Origin of the sequence: Bradyrhizobium sp. HKCCYLRH1034 (assembly GCF_051168375.1) — a bacterium.
In the GTDB taxonomy this organism is placed as follows: Bacteria; Pseudomonadota; Alphaproteobacteria; order Rhizobiales; family Xanthobacteraceae; genus Bradyrhizobium.
Genome location: NZ_JBNPUW010000003.1, coordinates 535877 through 550150, shown reverse-complemented (window position 1 = coordinate 550150; position 14274 = coordinate 535877). Strand labels below are relative to the sequence as shown.

At 63.8% G+C, this 14274-nt stretch carries 14 protein-coding genes; 8 read left to right on the top strand and 6 right to left on the bottom strand.

Translation table 11 applies throughout. The features are described from left to right. Nucleotides 1-411: 411 nt before the first annotated feature. Nucleotides 412-1725 (top strand): hypothetical protein, encoded by a 1314-nt coding sequence (locus ACQR0W_RS09505; RefSeq protein ID WP_316191515.1) that lies wholly within the window; start codon nt 412-414, stop codon nt 1723-1725. Nucleotides 1726-1951: 226 nt separating this feature from the next. On the opposite strand, the gene ACQR0W_RS09500 is transcribed toward ACQR0W_RS09505, so the two are convergent. From ACQR0W_RS09500 to ACQR0W_RS09490, 3 genes are all read right to left on the bottom strand, one after another. After that, a complete protein-coding gene (locus tag ACQR0W_RS09500; RefSeq protein ID WP_315716864.1) occupies nt 1952-3244 on the bottom strand; it encodes a TRAP transporter large permease in 1293 nt (430 codons plus the stop codon). Continuing rightward, entirely contained in the window at nt 3235-3780 is a 546-nt protein-coding gene (locus ACQR0W_RS09495) for a TRAP transporter small permease (RefSeq protein ID WP_316170018.1), read from the bottom strand. The genes ACQR0W_RS09500 and ACQR0W_RS09495 overlap by 10 nt, the downstream gene beginning before the upstream one ends. A 110-nt stretch (nt 3781-3890) precedes the next feature. Then, nucleotides 3891-4862, bottom strand: a complete 972-nt coding sequence (locus ACQR0W_RS09490) for a TRAP transporter substrate-binding protein (protein ID WP_315716866.1) — start codon at nt 4860-4862, stop codon at nt 3891-3893. Nucleotides 4863-5341: 479 nt separating this feature from the next. On the opposite strand from ACQR0W_RS09490, the gene ACQR0W_RS09485 reads away from it, so the two are divergent. The 7 genes from ACQR0W_RS09485 to ptsN all read left to right on the top strand — a co-directional run bounded on the left by ACQR0W_RS09485 (nt 5342) and on the right by ptsN (nt 12196). Next, the gene (locus ACQR0W_RS09485) at nt 5342-5956 is read left to right on the top strand and encodes a ribonuclease D (RefSeq protein WP_315716867.1); all 615 of its coding nucleotides are present in this window, start codon (nt 5342-5344) and stop codon (nt 5954-5956) included. A gap of 161 nt (nt 5957-6117) precedes the next feature. Beyond that, nucleotides 6118-6819 carry an LPS export ABC transporter periplasmic protein LptC gene (gene lptC / locus ACQR0W_RS09480; protein ID WP_315716868.1) on the top strand — a complete coding sequence of 234 codons (702 nt, stop codon included), beginning with the start codon at nt 6118-6120 and terminating at the stop codon, nt 6817-6819. 4 nt (nt 6820-6823) lie between these two features. Next, nucleotides 6824-7516, top strand: a complete 693-nt coding sequence (locus ACQR0W_RS09475; RefSeq protein WP_315825671.1) for an LptA/OstA family protein — start codon at nt 6824-6826, stop codon at nt 7514-7516. A 352-nt stretch (nt 7517-7868) separates the two neighbouring features. Then, complete coding sequence (gene lptB, locus ACQR0W_RS09470) at nt 7869-8882, top strand: LPS export ABC transporter ATP-binding protein (RefSeq protein WP_315716871.1); 1014 nt, start codon at nt 7869-7871, stop codon at nt 8880-8882. A 212-nt stretch (nt 8883-9094) separates the two neighbouring features. Beyond that, the gene (rpoN, locus tag ACQR0W_RS09465; protein WP_315825669.1) at nt 9095-10732 is read left to right on the top strand and encodes an RNA polymerase factor sigma-54; all 1638 of its coding nucleotides are present in this window, start codon (nt 9095-9097) and stop codon (nt 10730-10732) included. A gap of 72 nt (nt 10733-10804) precedes the next feature. Further along, the gene (gene hpf / locus ACQR0W_RS09460) at nt 10805-11407 is read left to right on the top strand and encodes a ribosome hibernation-promoting factor, HPF/YfiA family (protein WP_315741249.1); all 603 of its coding nucleotides are present in this window, start codon (nt 10805-10807) and stop codon (nt 11405-11407) included. Between the two features lie 327 nt (nt 11408-11734). Beyond that, nucleotides 11735-12196 carry a PTS IIA-like nitrogen regulatory protein PtsN gene (ptsN, locus tag ACQR0W_RS09455; protein ID WP_315716874.1) on the top strand — a complete coding sequence of 154 codons (462 nt, stop codon included), beginning with the start codon at nt 11735-11737 and terminating at the stop codon, nt 12194-12196. On the opposite strand, the gene ACQR0W_RS09450 is transcribed toward ptsN, so the two are convergent. The 3 genes from ACQR0W_RS09450 to ACQR0W_RS09440 all read right to left on the bottom strand — a co-directional run bounded on the left by ACQR0W_RS09450 (nt 12157) and on the right by ACQR0W_RS09440 (nt 14273). Further along, complete coding sequence (locus ACQR0W_RS09450; protein ID WP_316170021.1) at nt 12157-13029, bottom strand: hypothetical protein; 873 nt, start codon at nt 13027-13029, stop codon at nt 12157-12159. The genes ptsN and ACQR0W_RS09450 overlap by 40 nt on opposite strands. 312 nt (nt 13030-13341) lie before the next feature. Further along, nucleotides 13342-13848: a GNAT family N-acetyltransferase gene (locus ACQR0W_RS09445; RefSeq protein ID WP_315716876.1), complete on the bottom strand. Its 507-nt coding sequence runs from the start codon at nt 13846-13848 to the stop codon at nt 13342-13344. A 161-nt stretch (nt 13849-14009) separates the two neighbouring features. Beyond that, entirely contained in the window at nt 14010-14273 is a 264-nt protein-coding gene (locus ACQR0W_RS09440; protein ID WP_009026315.1) for a DUF1150 family protein, read from the bottom strand. Nucleotide 14274: the final 1 nt, after the last annotated feature.

The window sequence follows — 14274 nt, the reverse complement described above, 5'->3', positions numbered from 1 at the left end:
TGTCGTGCTTGGAAAGACACTGATCGGGGCGGACCGATGCGCTTAGGTTTGACCTTCTCTTAGGCTGCCCAACTTGCCAAAGCCGCTTCAGCCGCTGCGCGATCAACTCGGATGTGGTAGATGGTCTGGCGGGTCAGGCCGGTGGCGTCGGCGATCTCGCTATTTCCTTTGTGCAAGCATGTTGCAGACCGTCCCGAATTGCTGACGGTTGAAGCCGGGCTTAGGCCCGAGGTACTTCCGTTCCGGTGCATCAGGACGCTTGCCGATCCACTGATGTCCGTATTTTTATACCTCAACAGACACCGGTAGCAGGACGTGGCGGCGATTCATCCACTCAATCAATGTTTGGTCGGTAGCCGCCATACAACTTCCGATGTACTCCTACAGTATTAGCCCGTGCAGGAGCATAGCGTGATCACTGATCTCGACGAGTTGGTTCTCAAATGCAGGGGAGAAGAAGCCCGCAATTACCTGCGCGAAGCAGTCGCCAGCTACAAGGCGGGGGCAAACAGAGCCTGCATTGTATCCGTGTGGATAGCTGTCGTTTTTGACCTTATCGAGAAAGTTCGCGAGCTAGCGCTGTCAGGTGATCCAGAGGCAAAATTGCTCATTGACACGTACGAACGATGGCGGGTGGGGGTCGAACGAGGAGATGCCGAAGCTTTAAAGAAGAGCCTAGAATTCGAACGCAGCATCATCGACCAAACATATTCCAAGTTCGAGTTCTTTGAACATCAGCAACTCATAGATTTGCAAAGGTTGCGGGAAGATCGGAATCGCTGTGCCCATCCGACGTATCAAAGGCAGGACGCGCACTATCAACCATCAGCAGAGCTCGCTCGGCTGCACCTTCGCAACGCCGTTGAATTTGTTCTCTCCCAACCACCCGTGCAAGGCAAGGCAGCGGTTCAAAGTTTGGTGTCGGTGGTTGGCTCAAATCTGTTTCCATCCGATTACAAGCAGGCGCTTTCGGCACTCAAGGCGGCGGGCCTAGGTAGACCGAAGGACGTTCTTGTGAAGACCTTCACCGACAAATTGTTGTTCGGCTTCTTCGATGGGCCTGAGCAATTGAAGGAACGCCGCCAAACGCTTGTAGCTCTCCGCGCTTGCTGCGACGGCTTTCCCTCTTTTGCTGAGCCCCGCATTGCAAGCGCAATAAACAAGATTTGCAGGCAAATCTCAGACACGGAATTTCCTTTGACCTTCGCAATCCTGCGCCACGTGCCGCAATCTTGGAGCTTCCTCGACGAGGACAATAGAAGGAAGTTTAATGATTTCCTTCGAAGAGCTCCTGTCGCTCGGATCCAGGCAGTTATTGGGGCGTCGTTGAGCCTCCCAGGTCTTAGAGACACGGCCGAGTCTCGATTGAGTAGCTTTTCAGCAGAGGAATTAAAGCAGGTTCTGCAGTCAAAAGACCGTGTCATCGTTGCGCAGGCAGTTCGGCTGTACAGCTCCGCGCGGAATTGGCCAGATGCAAATTCGATCTACGGGCTAGTGGTGGAACCGCTTCTCGCTTCGTTCACTGCCGGAGATGTCGAAATGATAGTTCGTGCTTCGTGGAATGGGGCTGACCTGAGAGGCTCCCACAGTTTCAATGCCTTCTTGCAATATGTTTACGACCACGAACTCATGCCGAAAGATCGGCTTTTAGAACTGCTGAGGGAGGGCGGTCTTTCAAGGGAGGCCGACAGGCTGACATCGGTCGATGATGATCTTCCGTTCTAGTAGAGCCGTTCGCCTTGTGCGGCCCTCTTTCGGTCCGCCTGCAGGTTGCCGACACTCGGGTGGCTATGCTGCCACTGATGCGAAGCGCCATCCGACGTGATTGAAACGACTGAGCTATTTCGAAAAAGCCTGCGGTCGTCGGTCGCAAGCGGAGTCTTTCCGCTGCCGTGGCGCAAACCACCGCAGGCGCGGTTCGCCGGCCAAGACCGGCGAACGCTCGGACGACCTATCCCTTATACCCCATCAGCAGCCGCGGCAGCCACAGCGAGAAGGCCGGCACGTAGGTCACGAACATCAGGGCGGCGATCAGCGCGGCGTAGAACGGCAGGATGGTGCGCATGACCGCGCCGACCGAGATGCCGCCGATGGCGCAGCCGACGAACTGCGTGGTGCCGACCGGCGGGGTGTTGAGGCCCAGCGCGCAGTTGATCAGCATCAGCATGCCGAACTGCACCGGATCCATGCCCGCCTTCATCGCGATCGGCAGGAAGATCGGGGTGCAGATCAGGATGGTCGCCGCCATGTCCATGAACGTGCCGAGCAGGAACAGGATGACGTTGATCAGCAGGAAGATCATCCAGGGCTGCGTCGACACCTTGCTCATCAGGTCGCCGGCGAAATCGGCGACCTCGTACAATCCCATCAGGTACTGGAACATGGTGGAGACGCCGATCAGCAGCAGCACCACGCCGGTCGTCTTGACCGCCTTGGCGGCGGCCCGCAGGAAGTTCTGCAAGGTCATCGTGCGGTAGATGAAGAACGTCAGCAGGATCGTGTAGGTGACCGCGACGGCCGCGGACTCGGTGGCCGTGAACACGCCGGACAGGATGCCCGCCAGGATGATGCCGACGATCAAGAGGCCGGGCAGCGCCGCGGCGAACGAGCGGAACACCTCCGCCCAGCCGGGAAACTTGCCCGCGGGATAGCCGCGCTTCACGGCGACCGCGTAGGCGGCGACCAGCATGCAGACCATCAGCACGAGCGCCGGAAGAAGACCCGCGGCGATCAGCGCGCCGATCGACACCTTGCCGCCGGCGGCGAGCGCATAGATGATCATGTTGTGGCTGGTCGGCATCAACGCGCCGACCAGCGAGGCGTGGGTGGTGACGTTGACGGCGTAGTCGGTGTCGAACCCTTCCTTCTTCATCATCGGGATCATCACCGCGCCCATCGCCGACACGTCGGCCACGGGAGAGCCGGAGACGCCGCCGAACAGCGTGCAGGCGACGACGTTCGACATGCCGAGCCCGCCGCGGATGTGACCGACGAGATTCTTGGCGAGCTGCACGATCTTGTCCGCGACGCCGCCATGCAGCATCAGCTCGCCGCTGAAGACGAAGAACGGGATGGCGAGGAACGAGAAGATGTTCATCCCCGACATCATCTGCTGGAAGATGACGGCAACCGGCAGGCCTTCATAGAGGATGGTGCAGATCGCCGAGAGGCCGATCGCAAACGCAACGGGAACGCCGAGGACCAGGAAGCCGAAGAAGGTGACGCCGAGAATAATCAGTTCCATGAGGGGACGACCTCTTCGCCGCGCAAGAGAGCAATGATGTGCTCGATGGAAAACATGACGATCAGGATTCCCGAAGCGATCAGCGGCACGTAGCGGACGACTTCGGGCAGGCCGAGATTGGCGATCTTCACGGTGCCCACGGAGGCGCCGAGGATCCAGCCGTTGTAGGCCATCGCGACGCCGAACATCGCGACCAGCACGTGGATGACGAGCTCGATCTTTTCCCGCAGATGATCCGGCAGCATCACGAGGAGGCTGTCCATGCCGATATGGCCGGCGTCGCGAACGCCGACGGCGGCGCCGATCAGCGTGACATAGAGGATCAGGACCAGCGCCAGGTTCTCGGTCCAGGTCGGGCTGGAGTTGAGAACGTAGCGTCCGAACACCTGGTAGAAGACGATGGTGACGATGACGAGCAGGCCGGCGACGGACAGATACATGCCGACGCGCGCGATGACGGCGTTGATCCGCGAGAGCAGGCCGGTCGACGGACGTCCCTCCTGCTGCTCGTGGTCTCCGACATGTGGATCTGTCATTCCCGTCCCTCCCCTGGCTTTCCTGCGGCGCCGCCTGATGGCGACGCCGGACCGTATGATTGTTGTTCTTGGTAGATGTCTTTGAAGTCGCGATTTTTGCGTCGCTACTCTTATTTGGTGTCCTGGATGCGCTTGACGAGGCTCGAGAGCTTCTCGTCGCCAGCGAACTTCTGGTACACCGGCTTCATCGCGTCGACGAATTCCTGCTTGTTGGCGATCGTCACGACCTGGACGCCAGCGGCCTCGACGGTCTTGCGGGAGGTCTGCTCGCGCTCGTCCCAGAGCTTGCGCATGACCGGCACGGATTCCTTTGCCGCCTTGCGGATCATCGCCTGATCCTCTTTGCTCAGCGTGTCCCAGACCTTCTTGGACATCACGAGGACTTCGGGCGCCAGCGAGTGCTCGGTGACGTTGTAGAACTTGGCGGCCTCGAAGTGGCGCGAGGATTCATAGGACGGCCAGTTGTTCTCGGCGGCGTCGACGAGGCCGGTCTTGAGCGCGGTGTAGACCTCGCCATAGGGCATCGGGGTCGGGTTGGCGCCGAGGCTCTGGATCATGCCGACCCAGAGGTCGGACTGCTGGACGCGGATCTTCAGGCCCTTGAGGTCGGCGAGCGACTTCACCGGCGCCTTGACCGTGTAGATCGAGCGCGCGCCGCTGTCATAATAAGCCAGGCCGACCAGGCCGGCGGGCTCCATGGCCGCCAGGATCTCGTCGCCGATCGGCCCGTCCAGGACGTTGCGCATGTGCTGCGTGTCGCGGAACACGAAGGGCAGGCACAGCGCGACGGTCTCCGGCACGAAATTGTTGAGCGGCGAGGAGTTGATCCGCATCATGTCGAGCGCGCCGATCTTGAGCTGCTCGATCGTGTCCTTCTCGGAGCCGAGGGCGCCGTTCGGAAACACCTTGACGCCGAGCTTGCCGCCGCTCGCGGCAGCGAGCTGCTTGCCCATGAACTTGACGGCTTCGACGGTCGGATAATCGGCGGGGTGCACGTCGGCGGAGCGGAAATCGCGCGCGGTCGCCAGCGGCGACGAGACCGCCAGCACAGCGGCCGCAATGATACCTGTAAGTGCCTTCATCTTGGCTTCCTCCTCAATTGATTATGTCGTTGTTGGGCAGATGCTGCAGACCGCCTTGGGTCGCTGCGCTCCAGATGCGAAGTCCTGCGACAATATCACGCGTAGGGCCAGTGGCTATTTCTGTCCAAGCCAAAGGCGGCATCGATCAATGCAAGAGTTGCATCGATCGATCGGGTGCGATCTGGCGCGATGCAACCAGCGGGTCGACCGCCCTCAATGACGACGGCGCCGCCTCGAACGGCCGCGGAGACACTGCCGGCGCCACCTCAGATGCGATCACTTGAGATGCGATCACTTGGCCCTGTCCGGCCCTTGCGCCCGGGCGGCGGGGCTGGCATTCCCACGGCTGATCTCCGGACCGGCCCGGCGCGTTTGCCGGTTGGTTACCAGCGCCGGGCTACAGCCGGTTCCCGAGCGCTTCCCGCGGCGTTGCTCCGGCCCGTCGCGTCCGATTTCGATTCGACGAGGTTTTGAGAGCCATGACCGTACGCCTGCACCGCGGCGACCTGCCTGATCTTTCCCGCTATACCTCGTCGGTCGCGATCGACACCGAGACGATGGGGCTCAATCCGCACCGCGACCGGCTGTGCGTGGTGCAGCTGTCGCCCGGCGACGGCTCGGCCGACGTGGTGCAGATTCCCAAGGGGCACACCGACGCGCCGAACCTGAAGGCGCTGCTCGGCAACCCGGACATCACCAAAATCTTCCACTTCGCGCGCTTCGATGTCGCGGCGCTGTTTCACGCGTTCGGGGTGATGCCGCAGCCGGTCTATTGCACCAAGATCGCCTCGCGGCTGGCGCGCACCTATACCGACCGCCATGGCCTGAAGGATCTCGTGCGCGAGCTGCTCAACGTCGATCTCTCCAAGCAGCAGCAGTCGAGCGACTGGGGCGCCGAGCAGCTCAGCGAGCCGCAGCTCGCGTATGCCGCCTCCGACGTGCTGCATCTGCATGCGCTGCGCGAAAAGCTCGACGGGATGCTGGCGCGCGAAGGGCGGTTGGCGCTGGCGCAGGCCTGTTTCGCGTTCCTGCCCCACCGCGCGACGCTCGATCTGGGCGGATTCGAGGCCGAGGACATCTTCGCGCATTCCTGAAGCCGGCGAATCGCGGGCGCGTTCACGATCATTAATGTCTCGTAATGATCGCAAGTTGCCCCGCGTCGCGATTTCGCGCCAGTTCCAGGCTGCAATGGTGAAGGCGTCCATGGTAGGATGGGCGCTGTTTCGCGCGCCTCCCCGTGTCCGTCGGAGCCCTGGTGAACTCGGTCCACAACCCCGCCTATGACCCCACCCTGCAGGCGCGCTTCGCTGTCGCGGCGCGCCACAGCCGCTTCGTGCGCGTGCTGCGGGTCGCGGTGCCGGCGGCGGTGGGACTGGCGATGGCGGTCGTGATCGGCATCGCGCTGTTCAATCCGTTCCACATGGAGATCAACACCCCGAATCTCACCGGCAACCTCGTCATCTCCGGCCGCAAGATCACGATGGAGACGCCGCATCTCACCGGCTTCACGCCGGACCAGCGGCCGTATGATCTCGTCGCCCGGAGCGCGGTGCAGGACCTCACCGATCCCGATCACGTCGAGCTCAACATCCTCCGCGCCAAGGTGCTGATGGAGGATCAGTCGACGGTGACCTTGAAGGCGAATACCGGCGTGTTCGACACCAAGCAGCAGCAGCTCGAGCTGACGAAGGATATCCTGCTGACGACGTCGACGGGCTACGAGGCGCGGCTGAGCCGGGCCTCGGTCGACATGGCCAAGGGCACCGTGAGCTCGGACGAGCGCGTCGACGTCAAGCTCACCAACGGTACGCTCTCCGCCGACCGCCTGCGCATCACCGACAATGGCGAGGTCATCCGCTTCGAGGGCAATGTGATGATGAACCTCGACAACATGAATGCCGCTCCGGCCACGACGGCGAGCGCCGATCCCGGCCGTCCGGCCCGCAACGTGAAGTGACCTCATGACCACGTGCCGTTTCATTCCCGTAGCGATTCGCGGCGCCGGCTTCGCCGCGCTGGCGTTGCTCGCGCTTGCCGACTCATCGCAGGCGCAGAGCGCGACCACCGGCGTGCCCAACGCGCTGCAGGGGTTCTCGCAGAATCGCGACCAGCCGATCCAGATCGAGGCCGCCGCGCTCGAGATGCGCGACAAGAAGAAGGAGGCGACCTTCACCGGCAACGTCAAGGTCGTGCAGGGCGACACCACCATGACCTCGAAGTCGCTGGTGGTGTTCTACGACGGCGGCGCCCAGCCGGGCGGCGCCAAGGCGACCAAGGCCACGCCGGCGGCGACGCCTGGGCCGGACGGCAGCTCGGCGATCCGCCGTCTCGAGGCGCGCGGCGACGTCAAGGTGACCCAGAAGGACCAGGTCGTGACCGGCGAGACCGCGGTCTACGACACCAAGACCAACATGATCTCGATGCAGGGCGGCGTGGTGCTGACCCAGTGCAAGAACGTGATGCGCGGCGACCGGCTGACGGTGGACATGACCACCGGCGTGTCGCGCGTCGAATCCGACAGCGGGCGCGGCGTCCAGGTGCTGCTGCCGCAGGCGGGCGCGGGCGCGGGCGCCGGCGGCGGCTGCGGTTCGTCGACGGCCTCGGCTCCAGGCAGCGCCGCGCCGCTGCAGCTCGGTCCAGGCAAATCGAAGTGACTTCAATTATTTAGCAAAACGCCGGCGGCCCAGTTGAACCGCGCCGCTGCTGCCTCTATCTAGCGAGCGGGCGGTTCTGTCGCAGGGCCGATGCAACGGGAGGCCGTGGAACCCATTGCGTGGCTGCGAAAGAGTGATGCCGGACACGATTGCGATCTTGCGATCGGTCGCCTGCGTGGCGACCGCGACTTCGCCGTCAGACGACAAACTCCGAAGCGCGGCCTGCCGCGCTTTGGCCGGCCTCGCGCTCCCTGTGATCCGCGAGAGGTGAGATGCGTTCGCTCGCGGTGAGCGGGCGAGCCAGCGCTGCGGTCGATGACGGGCAGCCTCGAAGGGCGTAAGCGAAGCGGGGATGGTGGATCTACTCGGCATGTTTCGTGGGCGTCCCGCCAAGCGCGGCCAGCGAGGCTCCTCGCGCCGGCGCGACGACATCACGGCCATGGACGATCCGTTCGGCAATTCCTACAGCGATGATCCGCTCGCCGCGCTCGCCGACTCCGTGCGCGATGAAACGGTGCCGCGCATCAATCCGCGCTCGCCGCAGAACACCGAGCAGATCCAGCGCAAGCGGCCGGCCTCGCAGCCGATGCCAGCCAGGCCGCGCAACAATGGCGCGGGGGGCGGTCCGCAACTGCTGCGCCGGCCGGGCTTCCTCGCCGTGCATTCGATCGAGAAGAGCTTTGGCAGCCGCCAGGTCGTGCGCGGCGTCTCGATCTATGTCCGCCGCGGCGAGGCCGTCGGCCTGCTCGGGCCGAACGGCGCCGGCAAGACCACCGTGTTCTACATGATCACCGGCCTGATCAAGGCCGATCGCGGCGCCATCGAGCTCGATGGCCATGACGTCACGCGGCTGCCGATGTATCAGCGCGCGCGGCTCGGCATCGGCTACCTGCCGCAGGAGGCCTCGATCTTCCGCGGCCTCACCGTCGAGCAGAACATCCGCGCCGTGCTCGAAGTGGTCGAGCCGTCGCGCAAGAAGCGCGAGCGCGAGCTCGACGCGCTGCTGGAAGAATTCACCATCACGCGGCTGCGCAAGTCGCCGTCGATCGCACTGTCCGGCGGCGAGCGTCGCCGCGTCGAGATCGCCCGCGCGCTGGCGACGCGCCCGAACTACATGCTGCTCGACGAGCCGTTCGCCGGCATCGATCCGATCGCGGTCGGCGACATCCAGCAGCTGGTGCGCCATCTCACCAACCGCGGCATCGGCGTGCTCATCACCGACCATAACGTCCGCGAGACGCTCGGCCTCACCGACCGCGCCTACATTGTGTACGCTGGGCAGATTCTCACCGAAGGCAGCCCGGAGGAGATCGTCGCCGATCCCGACGTGCGCCGGCTGTATCTCGGTGAGGAATTCCGGCTGTAGGATTGCCGACGCGGTATTCGCAGGCTTTTGTCGCGACCGCGACAAGCGACGCAACCACTACGATCAATGCTGTTTCCAGCGAGTCCTCGCGGGCCGGTAACTGCGTCTTCCGCGCGCGCCATACTCCGTTTTTCTTATTCGTCAAGCCGTGTACATCGCGCGCGGATTAGGATAAGCAAGAATTGGACCAGTAAGGGAATGTTCTTGCTCCCATGGCGTTGACGCAGAGATTAGAATTCCGCCAGTCGCAGTCGCTGGTGATGACGCCGCAGCTGATGCAGGCGATCAAGCTGCTGCAACTGTCCAATCTCGACCTCTCCACGTTCGTCGAAGAGGAGCTGGAGCGCAATCCGCTGCTGGAGCGGGCCAGCGACGGTCCGGAAGCGCCGGTCGCGGGCGAGCAGCAGATGTCCGAGCGCGCCGAGTTCTCGGAAGGTGGCGAGACCGGCGGCGACGATTTCGGCGAGGCCGGCGGCAGCGGCGGCGACAGCTTCGAGGGCGCCCAGGAAGACTGGATGAGCCGCGATCTCGGCACCCGTACGGAGATCGAACAGACGCTCGACACCGGACTCGACAACGTGTTCTCCGAGGAGCCGGCGGAGGCCGCCGCGCGCAATGCGCAGGACGCCGCGCCGACCACCTACACCGAATGGGGCGGTGGCGCCTCGGGCGACGAGGACTACAATCTCGAAGCCTTTGTCGCGGCCGAGACCACGCTGTCGGATCATCTCGCCGAGCAGGCGGCGGTGGCCTTCACCGCGCCGGCCGACCGCATGATCGGCCAGTACCTGATCGATCTCGTGGACGAGGCCGGCTATCTGCCCGCCGATCTCGGCCAGGCCGCCGACCGCCTCGGCGCCGAGCAGGCCGACGTCGATGCGGTGCTCGGCGTGCTGCAGACCTTCGATCCGCCCGGCATCTGCGCCCGCAATTTGAGCGAATGTCTCGCGATCCAGCTGCGCGAGCTCGACCGCTACGATCCGGCGATGCAGGCGCTGGTCGAGCACCTCGATCTCCTGGCCAAGCGCGACTTCGTCGCTCTTCGCAAGCTGTGCGGCGTCGACGACGAGGACCTCGTCGACATGATCGGCGAGATCCGCAGGCTCGACCCGAAGCCGGGGCTGAAGTTCGGCACCACGCGCACACAGACCATGGTGCCCGACGTCTACGTGCGCCCGGGTCCCGACGGCGGCTGGCTGGTCGAGCTCAACAGCGACACGCTGCCGCGCGTCCTGGTGAACCAGCACTATTACTCCGAGCTGTCGAAGACGATCCGCAAGGACGGCGACAAGTCCTACTTCACCGACTGCCTGCAGAATGCGACGTGGCTGGTGCGCGCGCTCGATCAGCGCGCCCGCACGATCCTGAAGGTGGCGACCGAAATCGTGCGCCAGCAGGACGGCTTCTTCACCCACGGTGTCGCGCATCTGCGGCCGCTCAACTTGAAGGCCGTTGCGGATGCGATCCAGATGCATGAATCAACCGTGTCGCGCGTCACCGCCAACAAATACATGGCGACGAATCGCGGCACGTTCGAGCTGAAATATTTCTTCACCGCCTCGATCGCATCGGCTGATGGCGGCGAGGCGCACTCGGCGGAAGCCGTGCGGCATCACATCAAGCAATTGATCGATGCGGAAGATCCCTCCGCAATTCTCTCCGATGACACCATCGTCGAGAAGCTGCGGACCGCCGGCATCGACATCGCCCGCCGCACGGTCGCGAAATACCGGGAGGCGATGCGGATCCCGTCCTCGGTGCAGCGCCGCCGCGACAAGCAGAGCATGCTGGCGCATGCCCTCTCGGCTCCCGCCAGCGCCGACCGCACCCGGGATGCCGCGTCAGTTTGACCGCTGCGCAAGATTGCGCCTTAACCAAATAGGCTTAGTGTCATACTTGGTTCACATGAATCGAGGCGACACATGACCCTGCGGATTTCCGGAAAGAGCATCAGCGTCAGCGAAGCGCTGCGTGGGCGCGTCAGCGAGCGCACCGACGAAGTCTTGCGAAAATACTTCGACGGCAACTATTCCGGCCATGTCACGCTCTCCAAGGACGGTTTCGGATTTAAGACCGATTGCGCGCTGCACCTCGATTCGGGCATCACCCTCGAGGCCGAATCGAACGCGCCGGACGCCTATGCCAGCGCCGACCAGGCGCTCCTGATGATCGAGAAGCGCCTGCGCCGCTACAAGAGCCGGCTGAAGGACCGCTCGGGGCGCAAATCCCATGCCGCCAATGCGGCGCTCGCCAATCTCGACGGCGCGGTACTGGATGCGCCGAGCTACGTGATCGAGGCGCCGGCCGAGGGCGACGAGGAGATCACCGGCTACAGCCCGGTGATCATTGCCGAGAACACCACGGCGTTGAAGCGCCTGTCGGTGTCCGAAGCCGTGATGGAGCTCGATCTTTCGGGCGCGCCCTGCATGGTGTTTCAGCACGGTTCCAGCGGCCGGGTGAACATCATCTACCGCCGCGCCGACGGCAATATCGGCTGGGTCGATCCGCCGGCGGTGAAACCGTAGCCGCGCGGACGCCTTCCAGGGATCTCCCGGCGGCGTGAAAACCGGTTCCCGATCAGGTGGTTGGCGGACCGGTTGCGACGTCACGCCACGGCAATGAAGGGATGCGATCAAGAGGTTGGGGCGCTGGCGCCTTCAGGCCGCCACGCTCCGGCGATCTTTAAGGATAGGCTGCGGGAACGCGCTTGCGGGTGTTGGCACGGCCGTTGCGTTGGGGTAGAAGCCCACCCATCGGACACGGGTTAAGCCCGCCTGCCGCCTCAGCTTCTTGACGCCGGTCTGTCCCGACCTATTTCGCACCCTGACGGTTCAATCACCTCGGAACGCCCTATGCCGATTACCGATCTGGTCGCACCCGAGGCGATCGTGCCGGCTTTGAAGGTCATCAGTAAGAAGCAGGCGCTGCAGGAGCTCGCCGCGCGCGCGGCCGCGCTGACCGGGCAGAACGAGCGCAACGTGTTCGAAGTGCTGCTGCAGCGGGAGAAGCTCGGAACCACGGCCGTCGGGTATGGCGTCGCGATTCCCCACGGCAAGCTGCCGAAGCTGGAGAAGCTGTTCGGCCTGTTCGCCCGGCTGGAGCGGCCGATCGATTTTGAGGCCATGGACGGCCAGCCGGTCGATCTGGTGTTCCTGCTGCTGGCGCCGGAAGGCGCCGGCGCCGACCATCTGAAGGCCCTGGCGCGGATCGCCCGGCTGCTCCGCGACCAGGATGTCGCCAAGAAGCTCCGTGCCTCGCGCGACGCCCAGGCGATCTATTCGGTGTTGGCGCTGCCGCCCGCTTCCGCCGCCTGACGTCGTATCGCGCCGCCCCGCAAGGACCGACAAAGCCTGCTGGCGAGCCTCCGCGCGGCCCCGAACCCGTTCGTCCGCGCGGGCGTGTGCAACGGCGTCGGCTCGTAGCCGAACTCGACGACGAGCTCCTGGAATGCCTCGCTGCGGAGCAGGTCGAAATGATGCGGCGTCATTCGCTCCCTGTAGATGCCGACCTTCCGGCCGCGTCCCGACGACGTCAGGCCGCGGCCGAGCACATCGAGCTCCGCGGCCGTCTTGCGCGGAAGTCCCAGGTAGTCGCAGATGCGGTTGAGGACAGGAAACGACGACCGCGCCACATCGTCGATCGCGAGCTCTGAATAGAGCTCTTCGAACTTCACGGTCAGGCAGGCTGGCGAGTCCAGCCAGCTCATGAACTTCTTGATGCCCGATCGGGGCAAGGAGAGGAGGGTCGATGTGATTCGGGAGGCGTCATCGGGGTGAGCGGCCGATCCGGCCGACCGCAGATAGGCGTTCCACTTCCGCATCTTCGGATAGGCCGCCGAGTGGTAGACGAAGTCGACCCAGCTCACGACGATGTCGCGGGGATCGCGGACGATGAACAGCATCTTGTGTTCCGGTCTGCCCAGGAGGTATTGCTCGAGATACGGACAATACTCGGTGTGCGAGGCGCAGGAGTAGCCGGAGCGCAGGGCCGACGCCCAGAGCGGGGCCGGAAGCGCGCGTCCGTAGTCGAGCGAACCGTCGGGATTCAGCTTGCTGATCGATGACGTGTAGGTGTGATAGCCGACATCGACATGACCGCCCAGCGCTCTGACGAGTTCGACCAGCAGGTACGTCCCCGCTTTCGGCACGCTGTTGCAGATGACGTAGTAAGGGCTGGGCCCAGGCGGAGGACTGTCAAGAAAGACGTGCCGGTTGGGTAGGGTCCCGAGCGCAAGCTCTCGAAAGACGCCTGCATCAAGCCGTGATCCATGCATCTGCCATCCCTACACATGCTCGTCACACATCGGACTAGCGCGTGCCGCAACAGGGACAACTTAAGGATTGGACACCTTCGCCTTAAACCGGGTCGGATTGTATCTGGTTGTCAAATCGACCGTTCCGGACATCGACGGAAACAAATTTCTCAAACGCACTTCAGCAGCCGCTTCGTCCTTGGCCGGCTATCGCAATGATCTCGCCATGTAGCGCACCGTTTTGGCGCCGCCATGGATGCCGGCCGTCGCCAGCGGCGCGAAGCCGAGCGCAGCATGAAACGCGTCCGACTGCGGATTGGGCGGATCCAGATTGACCTCGCAGACGATGCGGTCGTGGCCCGCCGCGGTCGCCTCCCGAATCAGCTCCTCATAGAGCTGCCGCGCCAGGCCCCGGCCGCGGGCGGCCGGCGCCACCACGATGCGGTCGACATAGACGAACCGATCGTAGCGCGCGCGAAACCAGCGGTGATTGGGATTATCGTAGACGGCGGCATGGTCGAGCGCGATCATCAGCGCGTCGGCCCTGCCAATTCGCCAGGCCAGCCATGCCCGATCGAGCAGTTGCAGGAGCGTTTCGGGCGTGAGCCACGACAGCTCGGAGGCATGCGCATTGTTGAGCGCGAGCAGTGCGTCCGCGAGCGCAGGATCTGCACGCAGTCCGGCCGGGCTCATGGGTGTCGTCATCAAGGTCATGCGCGGCCATCGCTACGAGCAGAAAAAAGGGCCGTCCCCGTTTCCGTGGACCGCCCTCGTGTGAGTCCTTGAGCTGCATGCTCCTCATGAGCATCGCGTCTCAATGAGCGTTGAGTCTCACGAGAAGCGGCCGTTGTCAGCGCTGCGGCTCGGCCTTTGCGTCAGTGGACGCTCACGGCCTGGAGTTCGTGACTCCACGCATTCGCAATCGCCGCTTCGCGGCTGTCGGTGAGCATGATCGGCGTGCCGTCGGCGGCATGCAAGGCGAACAGCTTCAGTCCCGGCGCGATGTGCGGCGCCTGCGGAAACAGTCCCGGTACGTCCTCGGAGCGGATCTGCTTCACGTAAGCGATGTGGCCCTCGCCCAAGGTCGCCAGCGACTCCAGGGAGACGGGGGATTCCGACGCAACATTACCTTCAGTCATG

Excerpts from the sequence above, each read along its gene's own strand:
- ACQR0W_RS09445 (WP_315716876.1), bottom strand. The coding sequence starts at position 13,848 with ATGACCTTGATGACGACACCCATGAGCCCGGCCGGACTGCGTGCAGAT.
- ptsN (WP_315716874.1), top strand. The coding sequence starts at position 11,735 with ATGCCGATTACCGATCTGGTCGCACCCGAGGCGATCGTGCCGGCTTTG.
- ACQR0W_RS09475 (WP_315825671.1), top strand. The coding sequence starts at position 6,824 with ATGACCACGTGCCGTTTCATTCCCGTAGCGATTCGCGGCGCCGGCTTC.
- hpf (WP_315741249.1), top strand. The coding sequence starts at position 10,805 with ATGACCCTGCGGATTTCCGGAAAGAGCATCAGCGTCAGCGAAGCGCTG.
- ACQR0W_RS09490 (WP_315716866.1), bottom strand. The coding sequence starts at position 4,862 with ATGAAGGCACTTACAGGTATCATTGCGGCCGCTGTGCTGGCGGTCTCG.
- lptB (WP_315716871.1), top strand. The coding sequence starts at position 7,869 with ATGGTGGATCTACTCGGCATGTTTCGTGGGCGTCCCGCCAAGCGCGGC.
- ACQR0W_RS09440 (WP_009026315.1), bottom strand. The coding sequence starts at position 14,273 with ATGACTGAAGGTAATGTTGCGTCGGAATCCCCCGTCTCCCTGGAGTCG.
- ACQR0W_RS09495 (WP_316170018.1), bottom strand. The coding sequence starts at position 3,780 with ATGACAGATCCACATGTCGGAGACCACGAGCAGCAGGAGGGACGTCCG.
- rpoN (WP_315825669.1), top strand. The coding sequence starts at position 9,095 with ATGGCGTTGACGCAGAGATTAGAATTCCGCCAGTCGCAGTCGCTGGTG.
- ACQR0W_RS09485 (WP_315716867.1), top strand. The coding sequence starts at position 5,342 with ATGACCGTACGCCTGCACCGCGGCGACCTGCCTGATCTTTCCCGCTAT.
- ACQR0W_RS09500 (WP_315716864.1), bottom strand. The coding sequence starts at position 3,244 with ATGGAACTGATTATTCTCGGCGTCACCTTCTTCGGCTTCCTGGTCCTC.